The organism is Enterococcus sp. DIV1316a, assembly GCF_050536915.1.
Classification (GTDB): domain Bacteria; phylum Bacillota; class Bacilli; order Lactobacillales; family Enterococcaceae; genus Enterococcus; species Enterococcus faecalis.
In genome coordinates, this window is sequence record NZ_CP172913.1 from 1,874,532 (window position 1) to 1,900,477 (window position 25,946).

20 protein-coding genes and 1 riboswitch are annotated in these 25,946 nt (G+C 37.5%); of the genes, 1 reads left to right on the top strand and 19 read right to left on the bottom strand.

Going from position 1 to position 25,946, the window contains the following annotated elements:
* Positions 1-20: 20 nt before the first annotated feature.
* From purK to IGL56_RS08975, 7 genes are all read right to left on the bottom strand, one after another.
* Positions 21-1,136, bottom strand: a complete 1,116-nt coding sequence (gene purK / locus IGL56_RS08945; protein WP_002382795.1) for a 5-(carboxyamino)imidazole ribonucleotide synthase — start codon at positions 1,134-1,136, stop codon at positions 21-23.
* Between the two features lie 327 nt (positions 1,137-1,463).
* Positions 1,464-2,783, bottom strand: a complete 1,320-nt coding sequence (locus IGL56_RS08950; RefSeq protein WP_002382793.1) for a nucleobase:cation symporter-2 family protein — start codon at positions 2,781-2,783, stop codon at positions 1,464-1,466.
* A gap of 2 nt (positions 2,784-2,785) precedes the next feature.
* Positions 2,786-3,367 carry a xanthine phosphoribosyltransferase gene (locus IGL56_RS08955; protein WP_002356804.1) on the bottom strand — a complete coding sequence of 194 codons (582 nt, stop codon included), beginning with the start codon at positions 3,365-3,367 and terminating at the stop codon, positions 2,786-2,788.
* Between the two features lie 154 nt (positions 3,368-3,521).
* A riboswitch (purine riboswitch) is annotated at positions 3,522-3,619 on the bottom strand.
* A gap of 146 nt (positions 3,620-3,765) precedes the next feature.
* Positions 3,766-4,452, bottom strand: coding sequence for a hydrolase (locus tag IGL56_RS08960; protein WP_002356802.1), 687 nt, complete (start codon positions 4,450-4,452; stop codon positions 3,766-3,768).
* Between the two features lie 19 nt (positions 4,453-4,471).
* A complete protein-coding gene (locus tag IGL56_RS08965) occupies positions 4,472-5,113 on the bottom strand; it encodes a glycoside hydrolase family 73 protein (RefSeq protein WP_002366997.1) in 642 nt (213 codons plus the stop codon).
* A 99-nt stretch (positions 5,114-5,212) separates the two neighbouring features.
* Positions 5,213-5,392 (bottom strand): hypothetical protein, encoded by a 180-nt coding sequence (locus IGL56_RS08970; protein ID WP_002384259.1) that lies wholly within the window; start codon positions 5,390-5,392, stop codon positions 5,213-5,215.
* A 59-nt stretch (positions 5,393-5,451) separates the two neighbouring features.
* Positions 5,452-5,976, bottom strand: a complete 525-nt coding sequence (locus tag IGL56_RS08975) for a hypothetical protein (protein WP_002382789.1) — start codon at positions 5,974-5,976, stop codon at positions 5,452-5,454.
* Between the two features lie 166 nt (positions 5,977-6,142).
* Here IGL56_RS08975 and IGL56_RS08980 point away from each other — a divergent pair, with 166 nt between their 5' ends.
* Positions 6,143-7,102 carry a Gfo/Idh/MocA family protein gene (locus IGL56_RS08980; protein WP_002389307.1) on the top strand — a complete coding sequence of 320 codons (960 nt, stop codon included), beginning with the start codon at positions 6,143-6,145 and terminating at the stop codon, positions 7,100-7,102.
* Between the two features lie 46 nt (positions 7,103-7,148).
* Here the strand turns inward: IGL56_RS08980 and asnS are convergent, their stop codons facing one another.
* The 12 genes from asnS to IGL56_RS09040 form a co-directional block, all read right to left on the bottom strand.
* Positions 7,149-8,501, bottom strand: coding sequence for an asparagine--tRNA ligase (gene asnS / locus IGL56_RS08985; RefSeq protein ID WP_002376912.1), 1,353 nt, complete (start codon positions 8,499-8,501; stop codon positions 7,149-7,151).
* A 16-nt stretch (positions 8,502-8,517) separates the two neighbouring features.
* Positions 8,518-9,717 (bottom strand): pyridoxal phosphate-dependent aminotransferase, encoded by a 1,200-nt coding sequence (locus IGL56_RS08990; protein WP_002359774.1) that lies wholly within the window; start codon positions 9,715-9,717, stop codon positions 8,518-8,520.
* Between the two features lie 38 nt (positions 9,718-9,755).
* A complete protein-coding gene (locus IGL56_RS08995; RefSeq protein WP_002382785.1) occupies positions 9,756-10,274 on the bottom strand; it encodes a DUF5590 domain-containing protein in 519 nt (172 codons plus the stop codon).
* 75 nt (positions 10,275-10,349) lie between these two features.
* Positions 10,350-13,139, bottom strand: coding sequence for an ATP-dependent DNA helicase DinG (locus IGL56_RS09000; protein WP_002362165.1), 2,790 nt, complete (start codon positions 13,137-13,139; stop codon positions 10,350-10,352).
* A gap of 180 nt (positions 13,140-13,319) precedes the next feature.
* Positions 13,320-14,696, bottom strand: a complete 1,377-nt coding sequence (locus IGL56_RS09005; protein WP_002385773.1) for a hypothetical protein — start codon at positions 14,694-14,696, stop codon at positions 13,320-13,322.
* A gap of 219 nt (positions 14,697-14,915) precedes the next feature.
* On the bottom strand, positions 14,916-16,373 hold the full coding sequence (locus IGL56_RS09010; protein WP_002356790.1) for an amino acid permease: 1,458 nt from the start codon (positions 16,371-16,373) through the stop codon (positions 14,916-14,918).
* A gap of 210 nt (positions 16,374-16,583) precedes the next feature.
* The gene (locus IGL56_RS09015) at positions 16,584-20,939 is read right to left on the bottom strand and encodes a PolC-type DNA polymerase III (RefSeq protein WP_002381593.1); all 4,356 of its coding nucleotides are present in this window, start codon (positions 20,937-20,939) and stop codon (positions 16,584-16,586) included.
* Between the two features lie 243 nt (positions 20,940-21,182).
* A complete protein-coding gene (locus IGL56_RS09020; protein WP_002356784.1) occupies positions 21,183-21,518 on the bottom strand; it encodes a hypothetical protein in 336 nt (111 codons plus the stop codon).
* 3 nt (positions 21,519-21,521) lie between these two features.
* Positions 21,522-21,812 carry a hypothetical protein gene (locus tag IGL56_RS09025; protein ID WP_002385772.1) on the bottom strand — a complete coding sequence of 97 codons (291 nt, stop codon included), beginning with the start codon at positions 21,810-21,812 and terminating at the stop codon, positions 21,522-21,524.
* A gap of 13 nt (positions 21,813-21,825) precedes the next feature.
* On the bottom strand, positions 21,826-23,139 hold the full coding sequence (locus tag IGL56_RS09030) for a hypothetical protein (protein ID WP_002356782.1): 1,314 nt from the start codon (positions 23,137-23,139) through the stop codon (positions 21,826-21,828).
* Between the two features lie 13 nt (positions 23,140-23,152).
* Complete coding sequence (locus tag IGL56_RS09035) at positions 23,153-23,698, bottom strand: hypothetical protein (protein ID WP_002356781.1); 546 nt, start codon at positions 23,696-23,698, stop codon at positions 23,153-23,155.
* A 515-nt stretch (positions 23,699-24,213) separates the two neighbouring features.
* Positions 24,214-25,932: a proline--tRNA ligase gene (locus IGL56_RS09040; RefSeq protein WP_002356780.1), complete on the bottom strand. Its 1,719-nt coding sequence runs from the start codon at positions 25,930-25,932 to the stop codon at positions 24,214-24,216.
* Positions 25,933-25,946: the final 14 nt, after the last annotated feature.

Here is a 25,946-nt window from a genome sequence, read left to right on the forward strand (position 1 = left end):
CCTCAATTTTTGAAAAATAATTACGACCAAATCTTTGTTTCTTTAATTTCTTCCAGTGTTTCATCGATTTCTTTGGTTAATATAGTAATATGCCCCATCGCTCGTTGCGCTTTTGCTTCACTGTGGCCATAATAGTGGAAATGCCAATCTGGATGTTCATTAATAATGTCCATCGTTTCATAGGCTTCATTCCCAAGCACATTGACCGTAACCGCTTCTGACAACAGTTGAATCGTTGGCATTGGCCAATTACATAAACCACGAATATGCGTATCATATTGGCTAAAAGAACAAGCATCTATTGAAAAATTCCCAGCATCTTCTGGACGAGGTAAAATTTTATTTACATAAATCCCGCCTGTTTCTGTATAAAACATTTCAATTGAAAGGGTGCCGACTAAACCAACTGCTTTAGCAATCACCTTAGCAATTCGTTGCAACTCGCCACTGACTTCGTCATCAATTCGGGCTGGCGCAATCGTTTCATGTAGCTTACGCTCTTTTTTAATTGTTTCCACAACTGGAAATGTCGCAAATTCGCCACGACCATTACCAGAAATCAGAACAGATAATTCTTTTTCGTAAGGAATCCAAGCTTCCAAGACACAGGTTCCTTCTCTCAGAAGATTCATGGATGGCGCTAAGTCTGAAGTACTATGTAGTACATAACGACCTTCCCCTCGCGTATTCTTCAAGATACACGGATAACCAATGCCATCAATTGCTTCTTGAATATCAGTCGGACTAACAATCGTTGCATAAGGTGCAATTACAATATTATTATCTTCCAAGAAACTTTTTTCCATTAAACGATCTTGCGTAATCGCTAAAATGTCTGTTCCTTGTGGTATATTCGCTAAATGTTGAATCGCTGTTAACGCATCAACATCTGCATGTTCAAATTCATACGTAATCACTTGGGCACGTTTTGCCAATTTCTCTAACGCTTCAGGATCATTATATGCTCCTAATAATTGCCAATCGGCAACTTGTGCAGCAGGACAATCAATTTGTGGATCTAGCACACCCACTCGAAACCCCATTTCTCTTGCACTAAGGGCCATCATTTTTGCTAAATGTCCGCCACCAATGATACCAATCACTTGACCAGGTAATAGTGGTTTATCCAAGTTCATCACAACTTTCCATCACAGTTTTATCCTTAAAATCCTTCTGCGGTTTCTCGTCGCAGTCTAGCCTTTAAGAGTGCTCTTTTTACATGATACAAGGAAAAAGGCTCAACTTCAAGTGCCAGCAGTGTTTCCATTAGGTTTTCTCATCAGAATTTATTAACATACTTTAGGATAAAACAGCGGTAACTTACTACTCGTCTCTTTGTAACCAAGCTTTTTTCTCTTTTTCTCTTCAGATTGATGAAAACATTAAATTTTTCTAAACGATGATTAGGTCAAAAAAGTATGAAAGAAAAGCCACCTGACCTTATCTATCATACTTTTTTGAAACTATTCGTTACTTTCTGAGGTTTCTTTTAAACCATTGAATAAAAGATTTAAAATAATTGCGGTAATGCTGCTCATGACAATTCCATTACCAGTAAACATGCTAACAGTTTCTGGTACTTTATTAAAGAGCGTCGGCATAATATTAAAGCCTAAACCAAAGCCAATCGAGATGGCAATAATTAATAAATTTTTGTCATTTGAGTAGTCAACTTTTGACAACATGCGCATTCCTTGGACAGCCACCATTCCAAACATAACCAGCATTCCGCCGCCTAAAACCGGCTCTGGGATAATTTGGGCCATCGCACCAATTTTTGGTAATAAGCCTAAAATAATTAAGAAAAAAGCAGAAAAATAAATTGGTCGACGTGTTTTGATCCCAGATAATTGAACTAACCCGACATTTTGAGAGAAACCTGTATAAGGAAACGTATTAAAAATCCCCCCTAAAATGACGGCTAAACCTTCTGCATGATACCCACGACGTAAATCATCTTCGCCAATTTTCTTCCCTGTAATATCTCCTAAGGCAAAATAAACACCTGTTGATTCAACCATACTAACAATTGAAATAATAATCATCAACACAATAGAAGAAAGATCAAACGTTGGTTTGCCAAAATAAAATGGCTGTGGAAAATGAAACCACGTAGCTTGACCAACAGGAGATAAATCCACTAATCCCAGAAACGCAGCTAAAATTGTGCCACCGACTAGGCCGATTAACACGGCAATTGACTTGATAAAGCCACGTCCCCAAACTTGCACAACAATGATTAAGGCAATTGTTACAAATGCGAGGAGCAAGTTTTTAGGATCACCAAAACTTTTGTCCGTTGCTAAGCCGCCACCCATTTTTTCAACAGCAACAGGAATTAAGGTCAAACCAATAACTGTAATGACTGTGCCGGTGACTAAAGGCGGAAATAGACGTTTAATTTTTGAGAAAAATCCTGCAATAAGAACGACAAAAATGCCCGAAGCAATAATTGAACCGTAAATTGCACCAACCCCTTTGTTCGTACCAATCATGATTAAAGGCGCAACTGCTTGAATGGCACAACCTAAAACGACTGGCAAGCCAATCCCAAAAAACTTATTCACCGTTAATTGTAAAAGTGTCGCAACGCCGCACATAAAAATATCGATTGAAATCAAATACGTCATTTGTTGCGAATCAAAATTCAAGCCGGTTCCGATTAATAAAGGTACGGCAACTGCTCCAGCATACATCGCTAATAAATGCTGCAATCCTAAAACGGCGGCTTTCCCATTTGGTGTTTCCGTCTGTTGTGGTGTATTCAATTGTTTTGTTTCCAAGATTATGCATCCTCCTCTAAAAACGTCACCGTTCCTTCACTTAATGAAGCAATACGTGCTAAAGAGACTACATTTAAGCCCATGTCTTCTAATAACTGACGACCATCTTGGAATGATTTTTCAATTACGATACCAATTCCTTCAACCTTTGCACCAGCCTGTTGGCATAATTCTACCAACCCTTTGGCAGCTTGTCCGTTAGCTAAAAAGTCATCAATAATCAACACTTTATCAGCATCAGATAAAAATTTTCTTGAAATGGAAATTTGACTTGTCACTTGTTTTGTAAATGAATAAACTGAAGCCGTTAAGAGCTCTTCATCCATGGTTAAACTTTTTGCCTTACGAGCGAAGATCATTGGCACGCCTAATTTTTGCGCTGCGTATAAGGCAGGAGCGATTCCTGATGCTTCAATTGTAATTACTTTGGTAATGCCTGCTTCTGCGAAAACCTCAGCAAAACGATTACCCATAGCCTCCATCAATTCTGGATCCACTTGGTGCGTAATAAAACTATCTACTTTTAAAACACCTTCACCTAATACACGGCCATCATTTTTAATACGTTCGACTAATTCCTTCACAATATGAACTCCTTTACTTATTTTTCGATAGATGCTTTGTTCTCATCCTGAGGAAAGGACGGTTCGTTAAAAACGAACGAAATAAAACAAAGTGCTATTTATATTCGTGTTCTAACAAAAGAAAAAAGCCCATTTTGCCAAAGCAAAAAAGGGCTATCCGCTCTTCTTCACTTATAGACCAGCATTTACGGTGCTGGGTAGAGACGGTCAACCGTATTTTGACCTTATACAAGCTTCTATGTTTCTCTAGGATAGTACAAAAATCTCTAACTTTCAATGGTTTAACAACTTTTTTTCATTAGAATTTTCAAATAATTGGTTCATTCTTCCATTGTTCCGTAAAAGCGAACATTAAATAGCCAAAAACGCTTTGGCAGGATAGACTGCCAAAGCGTTTTTTATTCTTCATCGGTTGCTTTTTCTTGTTCACGATATTTTTTCATTTTTTTGCTGAATAATTCACCGTTACTAGGGGGCGTATATGTAATAGCATTCGCTCCGGCGATAATGGTTTCATGAATACTCGATTCAGTTGGTCCTCCTGTTGCAATAATCGGTAATTCTGGATACTTGCCACGGAAATAGCGTACGGTGGCTGCAGTGTCTTTTCCTGCACTGATATTAATCATATCCACGCCAGCCGCAAGTTTTTCATCAATTGGTGTATGAATAGAAGTTACTGTACTGATAATAGGAATATCGATTGCTTCATCCACCATTTTAATTGTTTCAATTGGTGTAGGACCATTCAAAACGACACCCATTGAGCCTTGTGCTTCTGCAAATAAACTCATATAAGCAGAACGCATGCCTTGCGTTAAACCGCCGCCGACTCCTGAAAAGACAGGAATATCCGCTGCTTCAATAATGCCTTTTGTAATCGCTGGATGCGGTGTAAAAGGATATACAGCAATCACTGCCTGTGCATCCGTATTGCGGATAATCGCAATATCTGTCGTAAAAATAATTGATTTTATTTTACGGCCAAAAATTTTAATGCCACTGGCTTGCCGAATAATCTCTGGCATTTTTACAATATCTTGTTTCAGCGGCGTCATAATTTCTGGAATCCACTTTTCGCTCATTGTCATCGTTCCTCCATGCTTAACGGTCGTATTTATTTAAATTGTATTCTTCAATTACATGAATGATCTTATCAGCGTATGTAGGATCCGTTGCGTATCCAGCATCTTGAAGCGCTTGTGCAGCCTCTTTATAATTTTTGGCTAACAAGACTTTTTCATATAAATTTGGATCCCAATCGACCCCATCAACAAATAACTTGGTATGATCTCGCATGGATTCTTCCCAATTGTCATAAACTCGAAAATCACCCTGAATCGTAATCCAGACCTCATTGACATACTCTTTTGTTTCTAAATTGACTTTTGGTTGATTGCCATATGCTTTAATCCCAAAAAGATTGTTATATTTCGATGCTAATTGACTTTGTCCAAAATTTGATTCTAAAACTGCTTGTCCCATAATAATACTTGGTAATACCCCGTAAGATTCTTGTAATTCACGTGCATACGGTGTGATTTCAGCAACAAATTCTTCTTTTGAGATGTTTTCATTTTGGCGATTGACTGACTCGCTTTGTCCCTTATCTGAATCAGAAAGGACAGATAACGAAAAGACAAAGGCCAAACCGACGACAACTACGCCTAAGAATAACTTTGGCAAATTCAGCTGCTTTTTTCTTTTTTTCTGATAGTTGCTCACTTCATTAATTCCCCACTTCATCTTTTATTTTCCGATAAAATGTTTCACTATCTTTCACTTTCGTGATTGATTTCATTTGTTACTATAACCGAATAATTGTATCATTTTCACAGAAAATTATCAACTTTCATCACTGCTTACGCTCGTGATTTCAGTACTTGATTCAGTGGTAGCAGTTGAAGAAACTGTACTACTTTCAGAAATTTTAGTGGATGATTTCACTGTTGTTTCAGTTGATGTGTGAACAGATTCTTCAACTGGCTTTTTGCCAAAAAAGACAAAAATTACCGCACCAAACATAATAATCACAGATAAAATCCCAGCAATTGTGTATTTCAAAAGACCATCCTTCCTATTCGTTATTCACCTACGTAAGTATCCATCAGATTTTCATTGACCCAATCTAATAATTCAACTTTTGAACCTTCCAATTGTCGTTGAATCGTAGCTGGTAACCGGAATGTAATAATATCATCAAAACCCCATTCACCATAGGCCAGCGTCACTTTCAAATCAATATAACCAGCAGCAATTTCTTGTTCTTGTTTATTGTTAGGAATTAATTCTACAACGCCCAAATCAGATTGTAGCCATTTTTTGGCAATTGTTGTTTTTAACCGTTTATATTCCGAAACAGCTAGGTTACGTTTTTCCGGAAATAAGATGGTTTGGCGGAGTATTTTTTGAGTCAGCATCCACTCATAATCCGTAAACAAATTCTTAATTTTTTGCATGACTTCATTGTCCAAACCAAATTGGCCTTCTTTCCAAGCTTGCCAATCGGCTGCTTGAATTTGATAAGCGGAGTAAAAATTTTCTTCTGTTTGATACTGTTCAATAATTGCGTCAACAATAATATCTACATAAACTTGATGCATAATCATTCGCCTCCATTTTCTATTTTACTGAAATTCTCTAAAAAAAGCATCTTTTTATCTCTGGATTTTATCATATTTACAAAATTGTCCTTGTTTTCTAATTTCTCTTGTTTACAGTATAATAAATAATGAAGAAGATTTGAAGAAATTGCATAGATTAGGAGGACTTCTTTTGACAAAAAAATTATATCAATGGGGCATCGTAGGATTAGGTGGAATTGCCCACGAATTTGCTTCAACGTTTAAACAAGAAACTAGCCAACTTGCAGCTGTTGCTTCACGGACATTGACTAAAGCAGAACAATTTGCCGCTGATTATTCAATCCCTAAAGCCTATGGTTCTTATGAAGAATTGCTAGCAGATGAAACAATCGATGTTGTTTATATAGCAGTGCCAAATAAACAACATGCTGAACACATTTTAAAAGCGCTCCAGGCCGGAAAACATGTGTTGTGTGAAAAAGCTATTACGATGAACGCGGCAGAATTAAAACAAGCCTTGGCAGTTGCAGAAAAAAATGACCTTATTTTAGCAGAAGCCATGACTATTTTTAACATGCCACTATACGACGAATTACGTCGCTTGATGGATGCTGGCAAATTTGGTCAGTTAAAAATGATTCAAGCACCATTTGGAAGTTACAAAGAACCCGATCCTAAAAATCGCTTTTTTAATCCTGACTTAGCAGGCGGCGCATTGTTAGATATTGGTACTTATGCGGTTTCGTTTGCTCGTTGGTTTCTCAGCTCACAGCCAGACGTTTTAGCTTCTAGCATGGTTCCCTTCTCTACTGGCGTTGATGAACAATCGGTGACATTGCTTCGGAATAAAGAAAATGAGTTGGCTACTATTTCATTAACATTCCAAGCAAAAATGCCAAAGCAAGGAATTGTTGCTTTTGAAGATGCCTATATTACCATTACAGATTATCCACGTGCAGATGAAGCGATTGTTCACTACAATGACGGTACGGTTGAGACCATCGTTTCTGGGTACTCAGCTGAAGCCATGAATTATGAAATCTACAATATGGTTGAAGCAATCAAAGGTACACAACCCAACCGCTCCTTATTTTTCACGACAGAAGTCATTGATATTTTGGACCAGATGCAAAAATTATGGCAGAATTAAAAAAAGAACTTCGGCTTTTGCTGAAGTTCTCTTTTTTATTTGTTCTCTATGGATAAATACGGTTTAACATACGTGGGAACGGAATCGCTTCACGAATGTGTTCATTACCAGTAATGAACGTAACAGCACGTTCTAAACCTAATCCGAAGCCAGAATGTGGCACAGAACCGTATTTACGTAAATCTAAATACCAGCTGTACTCTTCTTCTGATAAGCCAAACTCAGCTACTTTTTCTTTCAAATAATCATAATCAGTTGCACGCTCTGAACCACCGATAATTTCACCATAACCTTCTGGTGCAATTAAATCGGCACAAATTACAACATCTTCACGTGTTGGATGTGGTTTCATATAGAAGGCTTTAATTGCTTTTGGATAATTTAAAATGAATGTTGGAACGCCATAGTAATTTGAAATAAAGGTTTCATGTGGGCTACCAAAGTCTTCGCCCCATTCAATGTGATCATAATCATTGTTTGCTTCTTCTTTTTGTAATAACTCAATCGCATCATCGTAAGTAATACGTTTGAATGGCTCCGAAACATATTTTTCCAGTAACGCTGTATCACGTTCTAAAACATCCAATGGATATTGTTGATTTTTCAATACCGATTTAATTAAATGTTTTACGTAGGCTTCTTGAATATCTAGTGATTCTTCATGAGTTGTGTATGCCATTTCTGGTTCAATCATCCAGAATTCCGTTAAGTGACGACGAGTTTTGGATTTTTCCGCACGGAAAGTTGGTCCAAAAGTAAAGACTTTTCCAAATGCCATCGCACCAGCTTCTGCATATAATTGACCTGTTTGTGATAAGAATGCTGGTTGTCCGAAGTAATCTGTTTCAAATAATTCTGTTGTGCCTTCTGGTGCTGAGCCTGTTAAAATTGGGCTATCAATTTTAATGAATCCTTGTTCGTTAAAGAACTCGTAAGTAGCACGAATAATTTCGTTACGAACTAACATGATCGCATGTTGTTTGCTTGAACGTAACCATAAATGACGATGATCCATTAAGAAATCTGTGCCGTGTTCTTTCGGCGTAATTGGGTAATCTTCTGAAGCGCCAACGACTTCTAAATCAGTGATATCCATTTCATAGCCGAATTTAGAACGGCTATCTTCTTTGATAACACCAGTAACCATGACTGCTGTTTCTTGTGATAAATGTTTAATTTCTTGGAATTTTTCTGTACCAGCTTCTTCACCAAAGGCTTCAATGAAGTTTGGTTTGAACACGACACCTTGGAAAAAGGCTGTCCCGTCACGTAATTGTAAAAAGGCAATTTTCCCGCTTGAGCGTTTGTTAGCAATCCAAGCGCCAATTTTTACTGTTTCTCCAACATGTTTGTTTGAATCAATAATTTGAATTTGTTCCACGTTTGTCTCTCCGTTCATTTCTTAGTTTATTCTTTTAGGCGTTGTGCTGAATTCGTTTCTTTTCTATAAAGTCATTCATTCGCTCAATCGCTTTTTCTAACGTCATTAAATCTGTCGCATAGCTCATCCGCACATGTTCTGGTGCACCAAAGCCCTCTCCCGTTACCAGAGCAACATGCGCTTCTTGTAATAAATCTTCCACCCAGTTAGTCACGTTATCATACCCACAAATTTCTAACGTTTTTTTGACATTCGGGAATAGATAAAAGGCGCCTTCAGGTTTTATTAGCGAAACACCTGGCAAAGCTGCTACTTTTGGATAGATATGATTCAGGCGTTTTTCAAAGGCCTGACGCATGTCTTCAACTGTCGACTGTTCACCTGTTAAAGCCTCAATTGCCGCATATTGGCTAACTGCGACTGGATTACTGGTGGATTGTGAAGCGAGTTGTGTCATTGCTTGAATAATTTTTTCATCACCGACTGCAAAACCAATGCGCCAGCCTGTCATTGCATATGTTTTGGAAACACCATTAATAATGATTGTCTGTTGACGAATTGCTTCTGAGATGGTTGCAATTGGTGTGAACCGATGTCCATTGTACACCAAACGACCATAAATATCATCTGCAATAATGAGGATATTATGAGCAACTGCCCATTCACCAATTTGGCGTAATTCTTCTTCCGTATAAATAACACCAGTTGGGTTAGATGGTGAATTTAAAATGATTGCTTTTGTTTTGTCCGTTCGTACAGCTTCTAATTGTGCGACTGACACTTTAAATGATTGCTCTTGCGTGCTTGATACAAATACTGGCTTGCCTTCTGCTAATTTGACTTGTTCACCATAACTTACCCAATAAGGGACAGGGATAATCACTTCGTCCCCAACGTTCAAAATGGCTTGAAATAATAGATACAGCGCATATTTGGCACCATCTGTCACAATAACTTGCTTGGGTTGATAACGAAGTTGATATTCTCGTTCCACATAAGAGACAATTGCTTGCTTTAATTCAGGAATGCCGCCAGAAGGTGTGTAATAACTTGCTCTTCCATCCTCAATTGAAGCAATTGCTGCTTTTTGAATATTTTTCGGGGTTACAAAATCTGGTTCCCCAACCGTTAAGCTTAAAACATCTACACCTTTTGCTTTTAATGCTTTCGCCTTGGCGGCAGCTGCTAATGTAACAGAAGGAGTCAATTGCTGTGCTCGATTTGATACGTTCATACACCTTTCACTCCCACTTTCATCAAAACCTATCTAAATTAAATATCTTTGACAACGTTGATCTCTTCGCCTTTATCAAAGCTCATAAGATAATATGTTAGTACTCCTTGATCATTTTCGGTGACCACTTCCCATGCAGGGCGCTTATCATAAAGCCCTAACGTAGCTTTCATCACCGATTCATCGGGATGGGCTTTAGCAACAATGTCTGTTATTTGTTGTTCAGTTTGACCATCTTTTTGATTTAAGACCGTGACTTTTTCTCCCGATTTAGGGACAATCACGACAATCTCTGTGCCTTTATCATTTTTGCCGGTTAAAGTAAAATACGTATTTTTGCGTGTAAACCAGTAAAATTTATCAACTGTTTCTAAATTAGCAGAAGTTTTGGCAATTGCGGTTGCTTCTTTTTTGGCTTGAGCCATTGGTTGATTGGTTCGTACAAAAAAGATAATTATTGTTACAAGAATTGCTAAAAGGATTGCCAATAGGGTTAAAAGGACAGTAATCCGTTTCTTCTCTTTCTTTTCTTCTAATTCCTCCAAAAATCCTTCCATCCTCTCTAAACTTACTGGGTCTTATTATAGCAGAAAAATAGCGGCCTTTCACAAATATGACCTAAAAATAATCGATTATTTGTTTAAAAATTCCTTTAATTCTTCTAAAATTTCAGGCATGGGCGCTTCTTTTACTGAGAGTCCCTTAGGAAACGCTTTGATTAATCGTTTGCCATATTTTGCAGTGACTAAACGACGATCCAGAATCAGCAATGCCCCTCTGTCTTCTTCAGAACGGATTAAACGGCCCAGTGCTTGTCGCAAACGTAAGGCTGCTTTCGGTACCGCTTCTTGAGCAAATGGTTGTATCCCTTCTGCTTCTAAATACGCATATTTTGCTTGCACAAGTGGTCGTTTCGGGTTTTCAAAAGGTAAACGCGTGACTATCAATAACTGTAAAGCTGTTCCTGGTAAGTCCACACCTTCCCAAAAGCTATCGGCTCCTAGCAAGACATTTGGTTTTCCATTAGAGAACCGTTTAAGAATTTTTTCACGACTGCCGCTAATCCCTTGGGCGAGGACCTCTTGTCCTTTTTCCAATAATCTCGGCTGGACTTGATGATACACGGTGGACAATAATTCATGCGAAGTAAAAAGAACCAACATCGAACGTTCCTCTTGCGCCATCAATTTTTCAATGGTATCTGAAATGTATTGACCCATTTCATAGGAAGAGGCATTTTGAATGGCTACTGCTTCTTCCGGTACATAGACTCGCGCATTTTCTGCATAGTTATATGGCGTTGGCAGGGTTTTGAACGTCACCTCTGTTAAACCTAACCGTTGCGGTAAATACTTTTTATTGTTGCCAAACTTCAATGTGCCGCTTGTATAAATAATTCGTTCATACCGCGGATACCACTTTGTTTCAGGAAGCAAACTAGCTTCTAAGTCATGAATTTCAATCAAGCCATGGTCTTCATTTTGTGGTAAATATTCTTTTACCCAACGTGGACGCCAATCATCAAGATAAATGGTAAAACAGTGATGAATACGTTCAATTTCATCAAAAAATTGAAACAAGCGAACAAAAACGATGCGATCAGCCAAACTAAAGGTTTCCAACTGACTCATAATTGTTTGCTGTAACTTACTTTGAATAGTCAACAGCTCCTGCAGTAAAAGCTGGAGCGTTTGACTATGTTTTTCTCCCGCAGCAGATAAATAATCAATACGTTCTTTGGTTAAAAGCAACTCCTGATGGTCTATTCGCTTCTGCGTTTTACTAAATAAACGATGCAGTTCAAAAAGAAAATCTTGCCATTCATCCACAAAATCCAGTAAACCTTGCTGATAAATTTTTACAAGCCGCTGCTCTTCAGAAAACTGTTGAAAAATTTGCTGTAAAGCAACAAAAAGTTGTTCTTTTTCAATAAAATGCGTGACTTGTTTTTTTAGTATCACACTGTTTACTCGTTCGCTTGCCATCCGACTAGCGATGTCTGGTAAATGATGTGCTTCATCAATAATTAGCCACGGACTTTCAGGTAATAACGGTTGTTTTCTTAGCGACTCTTGCGCCAAAAATGCATGATTAACAATCAACACGTTACTTTGAGCGACTTTTTTATACAGATGTCTTAAAAAGTCAACTTCATAAAGTTCATCTTTTTTTGAAAGAAAATCCAATCCGCGATGTGTAACTTCTTTCCAGAATAAATGATTTAAATTCGTCAATTGTAGTTCATCTAAATCGCCCGTTTCTGTTTCTAGCAACCAGACGAGAACGCCCATTTGATAAAGAGCGTATTGTTTTTGCGGAGTTGGCTGATTCAACGTTGCCTTAAAGCGTTGTAAATCAAGATAGTGTCGATGGCTTTTAATAACAATGCCTCGTAATTTCCCTTGGCAGATTTGATTGGCTAATGGTAAATCTTTTTCCACTAATTGATTTTGTAAAACAATCGAAACTGTTGAAATGATGACTGGTTTTTCTGGCGTTGCTAAATAGCTCATCGGCAACAGATAGCCTAATGTTTTTCCCGTTCCAGTCGCCGCTTCAATAAATAAATCTTTTGTCGTTCCTTCTGTAAAATGATCATAGACTAAATTCATCATCCGACTCTGTTCCGCACGATAAGCGAAACGTTCGCCAAACAGTTTTTCTTTGGCTTTTTTAGTTTTGGGATACGTACTAGTCTGATAGAACGTTTCTTCAAAAAGAGGAACTTCTTTTTTGCGTAAAGCAATGCCACTGACCACTTGATAAGCTGGATTTAATGGTGTGACTTGTTTTTTCATTTGTTCATACGTTTGTTGAATAAAAGTACTGGTTTCCCGCGCTGTCTGTTGACTTAATTCCGCAATTTTTTCCATAGTGACTAATGGTAAAGATTTCATTTTTTCTTGAATTAATAACAAAAGTTCGGCTGTAACCTGCGCATCACTATCTGCTTGATGGGGATTCTCATGAGACAAACCTAAGCTTTCCGACAAATCACTTAAACGGAAACTTTTTTCTGTCGGTAAAAAAATCTGTGCCAATTCCACTGTATCAATGGCTGGAATAGTAAGTGGCGGCGTGCCACACCGTACCAGTTCACGAGCTAAAAAATTATAATCAAAGTGGACGTTATGCGCCACAAAAATAGTATCTTCCAGATAATGATAAATTGTATGTGCTACATCTTCAAAATAAGGCGCTTTTTGAACTTGCGTATTACTAATCCCCGTTAAACTTTGAATTTGTTTTGGTACTACTTGATTGGGATTCACATCTGTCGCAAAGTTCGCAATAATCTTTCCATCTTGAACGAGAACGCATCCAAACTGAATAATCCGATCACTTGTAGGATCTGTTCCAGTCGTTTCAAGGTCAACTACTGCATACACTTGTTTGTCTTTCAATGACTTCACGCCTTTCATTCATCTTTGAAAATTATACTACAATTTATAGGATTTTCACTAGTATTTCAAAAATTCTCTTGAAATCTTTTCCAGAAATAATAAGAAAGAGCCTGAAACAAAAATCCAAAGTGATTTTTGTTTCAGGCTTAAAAGCTGATAAACTGAACGGTTTTGTCTTACCTTCTCCTAAATAAACGATTAATAACAGTCAAGGATTTTCTGCATATACTGGTTTAATTGCCCATAGCCTTCCAATTCTCTGATTACTGGGAGCGGACAACGAACCTTTTTATTAAATAGTGTCCGCTTTTCAACATATTCTGTAACTTCGTCTAAAAATTTATCTAATCCTTTTTCTAATTTCATACAACTTAACTGATTGCAAATTCGCACGTCTCCTGCCTTTTTCTTTTGAACTTGTTTAAATGATTGTGAGAATGCTTTTGCTTCAAACATTTGTGCTTCTAACTGTCTTTTTTCAATCGTTATTTTCGGTACTGCTTGATTTCCATCAGTATCCTCTAACTGGCGACTCATAAAGCGACGATAAATTTCCTCTTCTAGTTCGTCCAATTGTCGTTGAAAGTCCGCAGGAATTGTCCGACTTGATGAATTTTCTTTCTCACTTTCCATAGAGACAGCTTCTTTTTCTGGCTTCTGCTCCTCTTCTTTTTCGGCAGACTTATTTACTGAATTTAGCGAGCTTTTTTCTGTTTCTTGTGGAAAAGTAAATAAAGGTTTTGCCGCGGTACTCTGCTGGTTTTCTTGTTTTTTTTCTGGCAGCGCTTCTTTAATTGGCGCTGGTTCAGATAACACTGGTTCTTTCGCTGGTTCTTCAAGCACTAGTTTGTTAACGGGAAGCACTGCTTCACTTGTTGCTACAGTTGTTTCACCTTCTTGATTTTCCAGATTATCAGGCGATAGATTGACGTCTGGTTGTTCCAGATTAGTATCCTCTGATACTTTCAGCGATGCCTGTTCTGCGGCTATTACAGGAGAAGCTCTTTTCAAATGGATCGTTTTTATTTGTCTAGAAATGACGGGATTTCTCGTTTGATTAACGGCTTCATTTAAGGAGGCTAAATTTTCTTTTAAAAGTGTCAACATTTCACGTAAGACAGCAATTTCACCAGCTAATTCCGTTAATTGATTTTCTTGCGGCACTACTTGCACATTGGTTTCATTCATACGGACTGTTTTTTTATTTTTAGTTGTTGGTATTTCATACATCCATTGCTTCAGTGCGGATCGTAAGTCACGAGTGGTCGGCTCAAAACTTCCAAAATAAACAGTGTAGTACATTAACTCCGTTTCAACATAAACATAAATCTTTTTAACAATTAACTCTTCAAACTGTTCTGATTCATCCCAACTTTCACATAAAGCCTCAAAAAATTGTTCCCCTTCTGCTAAATTTTGATACTCTTTCGCTAAATAAAGCTTGCGAATTAAGTAAAAATTATACGGTGTTTCAACATTATCTGCATAAATTTCTCGTCCTAAAAAATCTGGATTCGTTTCTTTACAAAGAAAGACCGTTTTCTCTTCTGGTTGTGTTTCAAGTGTTTTAGTCATGAGATTCACTTCCTTTTTCTCCGTTAATAACCATTTTTTAATGATAGATACTTTTAGTATACAGGAGAAATTCTTCTGATTTTCTCATATTTTTAAGAGACAATAGAAATTTTAGAGAAAAATCGACAGAAAAAAAAACGTGAGATAAACAGTCCTATTGACCATTTATCTCACGTAAAATACTTAAACTGACTATTTTATCCTTGGACATGTAACCAATTATTCTGCTGAATCAATTGGCAAAATCGTGTCTTTTTTCTCGCGACGTGCAATTGCTGGTAAAATCATTCCTAATAGAATTAAGACGATTGGTGTCACAATGTTAGAAGCTAATTGGAACAACCAGCCTTGAGGGTCTGAAGCATACTCAAATTTAGGCACCATTCCTAGGATACAAGCAAAGGCTGTAAATAGGAAACACCAAAGACCAAACACAAAACCAATTTTAGGATTTTTAACAAATTTATATTCTGAATTAAATTGTTTGTATGCTTTGTTTAGAAGCATATAGGCAAAGAAGACCCATAAGTAACGCATTGGCATAACTACAGAATTTAAGTTAGTTAGCCATTTAACCACTTCGTTCATGTCCTTCAACCCAAACATTGGTAAAGCGATAATAATACTTACTAAAATACCTGTTAATAAGTAACCATTAATTAACGTACCTTTTTTCGTACGTTTACGTAACCAACTTGGAACAAATTCTGGATCTGCTTCAGCTAAAAGAATTTTCAGTGGAGCATCAATTGAAAAGGCTAACGCAGCCACTTGACCCACTGTATTCGTTAACGCATAAACAATCATTAAGAGATTACCGACACCATAATACGCGCCTAATTTTTGGAAGGCACTATAGGCACCATTTGCCATTAAATCTTTAGGAATATTGTCACTTGAGAATAACATTCCCATTGCAAATGAACCTAAAACAGCCGATAAACCAACCATTGCTGCTAGGAAAATCATTCCTTTAGGGAACTCTTTGGCTGGATTTTTAGTTGCATTTACGTAAGGAGAAATTTTTTCAGCGCCACCTACCGCAAAAACTAACATTGATACGGTTGTAAAATAACTAAAGTCAAATTTAGGAATATAGGTGCTGACTTGTGACATGTTTGGCGTCGCAAATTCAACCGTTGAATTAATAAATGGTGCGCCTACCGCTAATAAAATGAATAAAATAGACATCACAAACATGGCGGTTCCAGCTAAACCACCAATAACTTTTAAGGTGGTTAACCCTTTTGTTGATAATAACAAGAAAACCAAGAAAATTATTAATGAAATAAATGATACCGTTACAATTGGCATCGTATTGACTAAGTTTCCATTCCCTTGAACTGCCCAACCTAAGGCAATTAAAATTGCTTGTGGTTTTTGTGCCAAGTAAGGAATGTGCACTACCCAATAAGTCCATGCTGCATAATAGGCTAGACGTTTAGTACTGGTATTTTGCACCCACGAACTAACCCCACCATTACTGTCTTTAAATGTTGAACCTAACTGTCCTACGATTAACGCATAGGGAATAAAATATAAAACTAAAATCAAAAGCCATGAAGTGACCACTGAAATCCCTTGTTGTGCATAATTATTCACAACATTTCCAAGACCCCAGACCATGTTAAAGGCAATTAACCCGACGGTGAACCATCGTAATTGCTTTTTGTCCATATAACCAATTCCTTTCTTATTAAAAAAATAAAGCTCTTCATTTATCATAAGCATTTTACTTTTTATGCACAAGCTCAACATAATTAAATAAAGATGGCTTTTTAATAAGTAATTAAAACGCTTCTAGCAATGATTTTCTAATTTATTTGATGACTAAAAAAGGCCGATGAATAAGTTGCTTCACCGGCCTTTTTCTAAGAGATTTTTCTTTTATAACATATCAAATAATGATAATTGGTTTTCATCTGGCAAGTCTTTTAAGACACCATTTTCATTCATGTATTCAATCAACGTTTTAGAAACTTTGCCTCGTGTTGCCAAATCTTCTTTCGACAAGAACGGTTGCTCTTCTCGCGCAGCGACAATGGCTTTCGCTACGTTGAGGCCTAAACTTGGCACTGCTCGGAAAGGTGCAATCAAGGTATCCCCTTCAATCACAAAATTTTCAGCATCTGATTTGTACAAATCAATCATGCCAAATTTATAGCCCCGTTCCAGCATTTCATTACATAATTCTAAAACCGTTAATAAGTTTTTCTCTTTAGTGGAGGCGTCCATCCCTTTGTCCGTAATTTCTTTCATTCGTGCTTTCACAGCTTCTTTCCCTTGTGACATTGCCACTAAGTCGAAGTCATCCGCCCGAACGGAGAAAAATGCACAGTAATATAAGATTGGGAAATAAACTTTAAAGTAAGCGACCCGCAACGCCATTAATACATATGCTGCCGCATGGGCTTTCGGGAACATATATTTAATTTTAGAACAAGAATCAATATACCAGTCAGGGACGTTGTTTTCTTTCATCGCATTTAAATACGTATCCCGTAGTTCATCAGGAATCTTATTCCATTGTCCTTTACGTACCGTTTCCATAATCTTAAAGGCCATCCCACTGTCCAAACCAGCATGAATTAAATAAACCATGATATCATCCCGACAACCAATTACTTCAGCAAGATTGGCTTCGCCACGGCGAATCAATTCTTCTGCATTCCCTAGCCACACATCGGTTCCGTGAGACAGTCCAGAAATTTGAAGTAATTCTGCAAAAGTTGATGGATGCGTCTGTTCTAACATACCTCGAACGAAACGTGTCCCAAATTCAGGAATTCCTAAAGTTCCTGTTTTAGAATAAATTTGCTCTGCATCCACACCTAGAACATCAGGTCCTTCAAAAATACGCATCACTTCTGGATCGTCTGTTGGGATGGTTTTTGGCTCAATCCCAGATAAATCTTGTAACATCCGAATCACGGTCGGATCATCATGTCCTAGAATATCAAGTTTTAAAATATTATCGTGAATGGAATGGAAATCAAAGTGCGTCGTTTTCCATTCTGCCTCTTGATCATCAGCAGGGTATTGAATTGGCGTAAAGTCATAAACATCCATGTAATCAGGAATTACAATAATACCGCCGGGATGCTGCCCAGTCGTCCGTTTAACCCCTGTTGAACCTTTGGCTAAGCGATCAATTTCAGCACCACGCAAATGTAAATTATGATCTCTTTCATATCCTTTAACAAAGCCATACGCTGTTTTGTCGGCTACTGTACCAATGGTTCCTGCCCGGTAGACATATTCTTCACCAAAAAGAACTTTCGTGTAGTTATGGGCTTCGGCTTGATAATCGCCAGAAAAGTTCAAATCGATATCAGGAACTTTGTCGCCATGGAATCCTAAGAACGTTTCAAAAGGAATATCGTGACCATCTTTAAACAATCGAGCGCCACATTTTGGACAGGCTTTTTCAGGCATATCAAACCCTGAACCATAGGAACCATCTTCATAGAACTCAGAATATTGACACTCAGGACAATAATAATGTGGCGCTAAAGGATTTACTTCAGTAATCCCTGTCATTGTCGCAACAAAACTCGAACCGACAGAGCCCCGTGAACCAACTAAATAGCCATCTTCATTACTTTTATGCACCAGTTTTTGAGAAATTAAATAAATGACCGAGAAACCATTCCCGTTAATCGAATTCAGTTCCTTTTCTAACCGTTTTTCGACAATTTCTGGTAAAGGATCGCCATACAATTCGCGCGCACGATTGTAGCTTAAATCAGTGATCTCTTGTTCAGACCCAGGAATTTTTGGCGTATACAAATCGTCTTTTACTGGAATAACTTCTTCACATAAATCAGCGACTTTGTTGGGATTTTCTACTACAATTCGCTTAGCGACGTCTTGTCCTAAAAATTGAAATTCCGTTAACATTTCATCGGTGGTTCTGAAATGAACCTTTGGTAAACTATGGCGATTTAACGGATTAGCGCCACCCATAGACCCGACTAAAATTTTCCGATAGATGGCATCTTCTTCATTTAAATAATGAACATTTCCAGTGGCGACAACCAGCTTACCAAGTTCGTCACCGATTTTCACCAGATTACTAATAATTTCTTCCAAATCTGCTTCATTTTTCACCAATTCTTGTTCAATTAATGGCGCGTAAACTGGTTTGGGCATAACTTCAATATAATCGTAGAATTTGGCACGATTTTTTGCTTCTTCGACACCTTTTTGCATCATTGCTTCAAAAATTTCGCCGTTTGAACATGCGGAACCGATTAAAAGTCCTTCTCTTAACTTCGATAATTGCGAACGAGGAATCCGTGGTACTCGGAAAAAATAATCTACATTGGACATGGAAATCAATTTAAAAAGATTTTTTAATCCTGCTTGAGTTGTTGCTAAAATCGTTGCATGGAAAGGTCGAGCTCGTTTGTATGAGTCTCCTTCGCCAATATGACGATTCAAATCATCATGGAAATGCATATCATGATTCTCTTTCGCTTCTTTTAAGAAAATCCAGCACAAATGACCTGTTGATTCCGAGTCATAGATGGCGCGGTGATGTTGTTCTAAGTTGACGCCAAATTTTTTCGATAAGGTATTTAGACGATGGCTTTTGAAATGTGGATACAAGAATCTGGATAATTCTAATGTATCGATGACGGGATTAGCCGCTTCAGGTATTCCATGTTTGCCATAACTTGTATTTAAGAACCCCATATCAAAAGAAGCGTTGTGGGCCACTAAAATAGTTCCTTCTGAAAACTCTTTAAACATGCGTAAAACTTCTTCTTCGGACTTTGAGCCGCGCACCATTTCATCTGTAATCCCAGTTAAATTGATCGTCGTTTGAGATAATGGATGACCAGGATCAATAAACTGCTCAAAAGTCTCAATGACATTTCCTTTGTGCATTTTGACAGCGGCCAATTCAATAATTGTATCATAAACAGCGGAAAGCCCCGTTGTTTCCACGTCAAAGACCACATAGGTAGCATCTGTTAATTCAATATGTTCTTCGTTGTAAGCAATGGGTACACCATCATCAACAATATTGGCTTCCACGCCGTATAAAATTTTAACGCCTGCTTTTTTACCTGCAGCATGGGCATCAGGAAACGCTTGGGCTCCGCCATGATCCGTAATTGCGATGGCCTTGTGCCCCCATTTCCCCGCTTGCGCCACCAAGTCACCGACTTTATTGGTCGCATCCATTGTACTCATGTTACTATGCATGTGTAATTCTACACGTTTTTCACCTTCAGGCGCGTAGTCTTTTCTTGGCGCATGGGCGACTTCCATCAAATCTTGAGCATTCATGACTAAATCACGCATGAAGGTATCTTCTTGTACACTACCACGAACACGAATCCAACTTTGTGGTTGAATCGCATCAAAAACTTGTTCATCTTTTTCCCCATTCGAAAATTTCTTCACCACGAAAGAGGAAGTATAATCAGTTATTTTCAAAATTAAAATTTTTCGTTTAGAACGCAATTCACGCACTTCTTTATCAAAAATAAAGCCTTCAATCGTTATCCGACGTTCTTCTTCCAGTATATTTCCCATTGGCATAATGGGTTCATCATTGGGAATATTCCGACCTAAACGAATTGGACCATCAAACGCAGGCGCTTGTTGTTGTTTTTCTTTTTTCATTTGTTCATGTTTAACAAGCGATTCAGCAGCTTGTTGTTGAAAGGCTGCGGCTTGTTCTAATTTTTGCTCTTCAAACTTTTTCAGCACTTCTGCAGCTTGCTGTTGATCCATTTTTGGTTCAATATGAAATTTAGGAAACCCATAAGAGAAATAAAGTTCCTCAATAATTGGTAAATATTGTTGCTTCAAATAAGGAATAACTGCTTCATTATCAACAGGTAAGATAATTTTCCGATCTTCAAATTGTGGTGTCTGTGTTTTTAAGACTTTCTGAACTAACGGTGTATTGCATTGACTATTTAACAAGGCCAATTGCCAATAATCCGTTAATTGTTCCTCAGTAAATGTTGTCTGATTTGTGGTTATTTGAACGGAAACCTGCGCAATTTGTTGAAAAGCTAGTTCCAATTGTTGCATAAATGTTTGATATAGCATCACTGGCATCAATTCATCAAAACTTAAATGAAATTCCCATAAGCGACTTTGTTGGTGAACAATGACCTTGTCAATCCGGCCATTTTGAATTAAGGGATGTTCTTTCGCTGTGTCATCTAACTGAATTTGCGTCATCAGTTTATCAAATAAATCGCGTGCTTTTTCTGTCACAAAATGAACCTCCTTCTATCATTGAAAAAAGGCCCTCAGACAAATCTGTCAAGTGCCTTTTTTCGGTTTCTCTGCATTCGCTTCTCTATTAAGTATACTCGTTTTTTGTAAAAAAACAATCTTGTTCCGTCACTGGCTTGCTAAAAATTAGAGAACAAGAGTAATGTACTCCTGAAGAATTCCATTATTTGTTTGAACATATTGAACAAAAAGACATCCTGTCAATCCGTATTTACCAATCCCTTACAAATCCATTCTTGCCATTTCTTCCAATTTCTCAATCTCTTTTCGATAATTTTTCCGCATGGCTTGTTCTGTTTCTTCTAGGATTGAAACAAACCGATTTTCTGTTCGTTTCACTTCATCTAAACTGGTGGCTATTTGATGATGAAACATTCGTTTGTCCCAAGTATCATTTCTAGTAAAATAAGCCACCTTGTCTACTAGTTGGTTCGTTTGTTGTCTAAATCGCTGGATTTCAGCGGAAACATGTTGCTGTTGTTGATTGATTCTGCGCTTTTCTTGATAATAGTTGTCTTCAATCATCTGGTAACTGCGGCGTTTTTCTTCCGGTGTCATCTCTTAACCTCCTTTTGCTGGTGTTTTTAAATTTGCGTCAGGAATCGTTTTCAAATAATGGCTCGCTGCGTCCGCCACTTGCCCTTGGAACGCACCTTTTAAGGAAGATGGCAACGCAGTTTTTGATTGTTTGCTCATCAATTCTGAAAGTTTCTTGTTTGTATGTGTGGAGGTTTGTTTGATTGTTGCGATTCTGGTTTGTTTTGCTGTAATCACAGCTTGAATGGCTTGGCGTTCTTGTATCTTTTGTACGCGTTCTAATTCCAATTGAAGTTCTCTTTCCAGTTCATCCATGTGCGACATCCTTTCATTTCTGTGCAAATAACTGATTCCCTGCTTGGCGATCGTATTCTTGAATATTTTTAGCCGCAGTTGTTAACTTTTCACTAAATGTCATCAGTTTTTGATTATACTGTTGAACTTGTTTCCGATTGTGACTGGCCTGTGCCTCGTCCCACAAACGACTTTTTTCATAGGGTGCAATCATTGCTTGGACCTCAGAATAAGACAAATATTGTCTTATTTCATTGGCACTTGTTAAAATTTCCTTGGAAATTTCTGCTAACGCTTGTTCTGTGTCTTGCTGGCTTTGTTTCAGCAATTTCTCCGCTTCTTCACCGATTGTCCTAGCCTGATTAGCTACTTGTAATGCCAAGTCTGCTCGTAACTTGATTTTTTGACCGCCAGAAGCACTGGCAATTTTTGTATGTAAAGAACGAATAGCTTTATCAGTACTAGGTTTTAATTTTTCCAAATTCGCATTCGTTTGCGCAAATTCGCCATAGAGTTCTAAGTACTCCTGCACTCGTTTTTTCGCTTCGGCTTCATTATTTGTGGTGGGATCCCAGTCGCCATTTTTCTTTGCCCAGACTTTTGCTGCTAACTTGACTTGCTCCAAAGTCATATTCGGTGCGAAAATGCCATCTTTGGCTAAACGATCCAAATCCAAGTCGTCTCCATCAAAATAGTTGGCTAAAGTATTATGTTCACCAACCCCTGAAATCGAAAAAATCGTGCCATATTTACTATCACGTCCTGATAGTGCTGCCCACGAATCATTTTGGTAGCGAATCAAAAATTCTGGATTTTCTTGTAGCCACTGTTTTTCACTCGCCGTTAAACGTTCAAATTGATTGCGGCCCCAATCATCAAAACTGGTGGTACGAAAGCCCATTTCTTGCCCGTATTTCCCTGCCATTTTCATCATGTAGCCACCTGATTGACTAAAGCCTGCAACATCGGTAATTGTGCCGTTTTGCGAGGCGATTTTTTGCTGCGTTTGTTTTAAAAATTTTTCAGCTTCCTGATATTCTTCAGAAAGTCCACCTACAAAAGCTGTTCCAGCTGTTTCAAAGCCTTTTTTACCTTCATCCCCAAAGGAATTGGTACCAGCGTACACGACAGCGACGTTGTTATAGTCAGGTTTACCTTGGTCATCTAAAGGCGCGATGGCCATGGCATTTAGTTGGCTGGATTGGGTGCTGGCGGCTTTGTTTATAAGGTAATAATCTTCCTCTAGCCCTTGAATAGATATTTTATTTCCATTTTCTCTATTTTGAACGATTTTTTTTGCTGAATCTATTGATTTTGCTAAAACTTCAGTAGTCATTTCATCACTCACTAAAACATGCCTCCTAATAAACTAATTCATGAATCTCTAAATTAGAGATTACTTTTGCATTTGAACTTCCTTCAGAAGATTTTTTAATTTTTTTAGACTCTGATATCTCTAATTTGTCTCCTATATTCAAGCCTTTTGTTGCATTTTCTACCTCCAACACTAAAATAGAATCTATTTTTTGAGGTCTTAGATAATCTAATTGAATATATTTTTCAAGTTTATCATCGTACTCAGTATTGTAATTTAACGTAAACGACATCGTAAAATAATTATCCTCAGATACATAAATTCTCACATCGCTATCCACATAATTCCCCAACAACGAAGGCCCATATCCTTTTGCATTCCGCCATTCCACGCCAACGCCTTGCCACTCAATCTTCTCAATGCCTTCATAGTTTTCCACTAAATAGTTCGATACATATTTTTGAATTAAATCGATTCCTTGTTGGTAATCTTTTTCTATTGCTTTTTTATCCATGTATTGTTTCCCTCCGATTCCTAAAATAATTAACACGATAGTAGCTAAACCAATTAACCACCATTTTCCTTTTTCCACTGGCTTTCCTCCTTTCTTTTTATGTACAATCGTGTTTTAACATTCTACTGGATTCGTCCCATAAATCCCTTTCACTAGTACAGCGCCAATGCTACTGGGTTCCCTTTACTAACCTAACTTCATTCAATCGTTTCTATTCTGAAAGAGTATTTTCTTTAATTTTCTAACCTATTTTTTATTAGTTATAACCTCCTCTATTTAATCTAATGAATTAGTCACCATTTTATAATATCATTAACATATAATTTATGTAAATATAATTTTAAATCTTATCTATATATGAAAAATTTGTTTAAAAACAAAAAAATATCATTTAATCAGCTTAAATCACTTATTTATTTCCTCTATTATTAAAAACAATAAATGAAATAATTTTATATAGATTAATCTTTAAAATCGAATATTGTTTATAGCTTGAGACATTTAAGTTTTTTATTACATTAAAAAAGCTTAAAACAAAATCAGAGAAACTTTGATTTCGTTTTAAGCTTTATACTGTTATTAAGTTTGTTTATTTATTCCGCTTCTGATGTTGTGTTCATCAAAATAGAAAGTGTACTTTCTAATTCTTCTTTGCGTACTTCCAACATTTCACCAGTACGTTTGATTTTGACTTCTACCACACCATCGACTGCTTTTTTCCCGACTGTGATACGGATTGGACAACCAATTAAATCAGCATCAGCAAATTTTACACCTGCGCGCTCATTGCGGTCATCAACTAATACTTCGTAGCCCGCTTCGGTCATCATTGCTTCAACTTCTTGTGATAGTTTTGTTTGATACTCATCTTTCACATTCATTTGGACCACGTGTAAATCAAATGGCGCAATTCCTGTTGGCCAATTAATACCACGCTCGTCTGCATTTTGTTCAACGATTGCTGAAAGTAAACGACTAACGCCAATGCCATAGCAACCCATGATCACTGATTTTTCACGACCGTTTTCATCTAAAACTGTTGCGCCCATAGCATCACTATAACGCGTTCCTAATTTAAAGATATGACCAATTTCGATTCCTTTAGTAAAGGCTAAGACACCATTGCCATCAGGAGAAGGATCGCCTTCTTGAACAAAGCGTAAATCTTCGTAACTAATTGGTTGGAAATCACGATCTGGATTTACATTTGTCAAATGATAACCATCTTCGTTAGCTCCAACAATGGCGTTGGCTAAATCTTGAACAGCTAAATCTGCATAAATTTTAACATCTTCGGAAACATTGACTGGACCAATTGAACCAAAGCCAGCTCCTAAGACACGGCGGGCATCTTCTTCTGTTGCTTCATCTAAGAAATCAGCGCCTAAGAAGTTTTTCAATTTGACGTCATTGACATCATGATCGCCACGAACCAAGACCATTACTGGCTCTTCATCGGCAATAAATAGTACTGATTTAATAATACGTTGTGGCTCAACTTCAAAGAAGTTTGCCACTTCGGCAATTGTACCCACTTCTGGTGTTGCAATTTTTTCTAAATCTAATTGTGTTTCATGTGATTTTTTCGGTGTATAAAGACTTGTTGCCATTTCTAAATTGGCAGCATAATCACTTTCTGTTGAATAACAAATAGTATCTTCCCCAATTTCAGAAATCGCCATAAATTCTTTAGAATCTTTACCACCCATGGCACCACCGTCCCCAATAATGGCACGGAATTCTAGTCCACAGCGTTCAAAAATGCGTGAGTAAGCTTTTTCGTAATCACGGTATGATTGATCTAAACTAGCTTCATCGGCATGGAAAGAATAGCCATCTTTCATGATAAATTCACGGCCTCTTAATAAGCCAGAACGTGGGCGTTTTTCATCACGATATTTTGTTTGAATTTGGTATAAATTCAAAGGTAATCGTTTGTAAGAATTGATTTCATCACGAATTAATTCTGTGAAGGTTTCTTCATGCGTTGGACCTAAGATATAGTCACGGTCATTGCGATCTTTTAAGCGATACAAGTTAGGTCCATAAGTTTCATAACGGCCTGATTCTTTCCAAAGTTCTGCTGGTAATAACGCAGGCATTAACATTTCAACTGCATCAATTTTCTCAAATTCTTCTCGCATAATCGTTTTTAATTTTTCTAAAACACGATTGGCTAAAGGTAAATAAGAATAGATCCCTGCAGCGACTTGACGAATATAGCCTGCGCGCAACAGAATTTGATGACTTAAGACTTCTGCATCATTTGGTACTTCTCTTAACGTTGGAATTAACATTTTTGACTGTTTCATTAAAACTCTCCTCT

What these genes read in the sequence shown, in the direction of transcription:
- IGL56_RS08970 (WP_002384259.1), bottom strand. Translation starts at nt 5,392, where the DNA reads ATGTTTGGTGCGGTAATTTTTGTCTTTTTTGGCAAAAAGCCAGTTGAA.
- IGL56_RS09040 (WP_002356780.1), bottom strand. Translation starts at nt 25,932, where the DNA reads ATGAAACAGTCAAAAATGTTAATTCCAACGTTAAGAGAAGTACCAAAT.
- asnS (WP_002376912.1), bottom strand. Translation starts at nt 8,501, where the DNA reads ATGAACGGAGAGACAAACGTGGAACAAATTCAAATTATTGATTCAAAC.
- purK (WP_002382795.1), bottom strand. Translation starts at nt 1,136, where the DNA reads ATGAACTTGGATAAACCACTATTACCTGGTCAAGTGATTGGTATCATT.
- IGL56_RS09010 (WP_002356790.1), bottom strand. Translation starts at nt 16,373, where the DNA reads ATGGACAAAAAGCAATTACGATGGTTCACCGTCGGGTTAATTGCCTTT.
- IGL56_RS09005 (WP_002385773.1), bottom strand. Translation starts at nt 14,696, where the DNA reads ATGACTAAAACACTTGAAACACAACCAGAAGAGAAAACGGTCTTTCTT.
- IGL56_RS09000 (WP_002362165.1), bottom strand. Translation starts at nt 13,139, where the DNA reads ATGAAAGGCGTGAAGTCATTGAAAGACAAACAAGTGTATGCAGTAGTT.
- IGL56_RS09025 (WP_002385772.1), bottom strand. Translation starts at nt 21,812, where the DNA reads ATGGATGAACTGGAAAGAGAACTTCAATTGGAATTAGAACGCGTACAA.
- IGL56_RS08995 (WP_002382785.1), bottom strand. Translation starts at nt 10,274, where the DNA reads ATGGAAGGATTTTTGGAGGAATTAGAAGAAAAGAAAGAGAAGAAACGG.
- IGL56_RS08990 (WP_002359774.1), bottom strand. Translation starts at nt 9,717, where the DNA reads ATGAACGTATCAAATCGAGCACAGCAATTGACTCCTTCTGTTACATTA.
- IGL56_RS09020 (WP_002356784.1), bottom strand. Translation starts at nt 21,518, where the DNA reads ATGACACCGGAAGAAAAACGCCGCAGTTACCAGATGATTGAAGACAAC.
- IGL56_RS08960 (WP_002356802.1), bottom strand. Translation starts at nt 4,452, where the DNA reads ATGAGCGAAAAGTGGATTCCAGAAATTATGACGCCGCTGAAACAAGAT.
- IGL56_RS08975 (WP_002382789.1), bottom strand. Translation starts at nt 5,976, where the DNA reads ATGATTATGCATCAAGTTTATGTAGATATTATTGTTGACGCAATTATT.
- IGL56_RS08965 (WP_002366997.1), bottom strand. Translation starts at nt 5,113, where the DNA reads ATGAAGTGGGGAATTAATGAAGTGAGCAACTATCAGAAAAAAAGAAAA.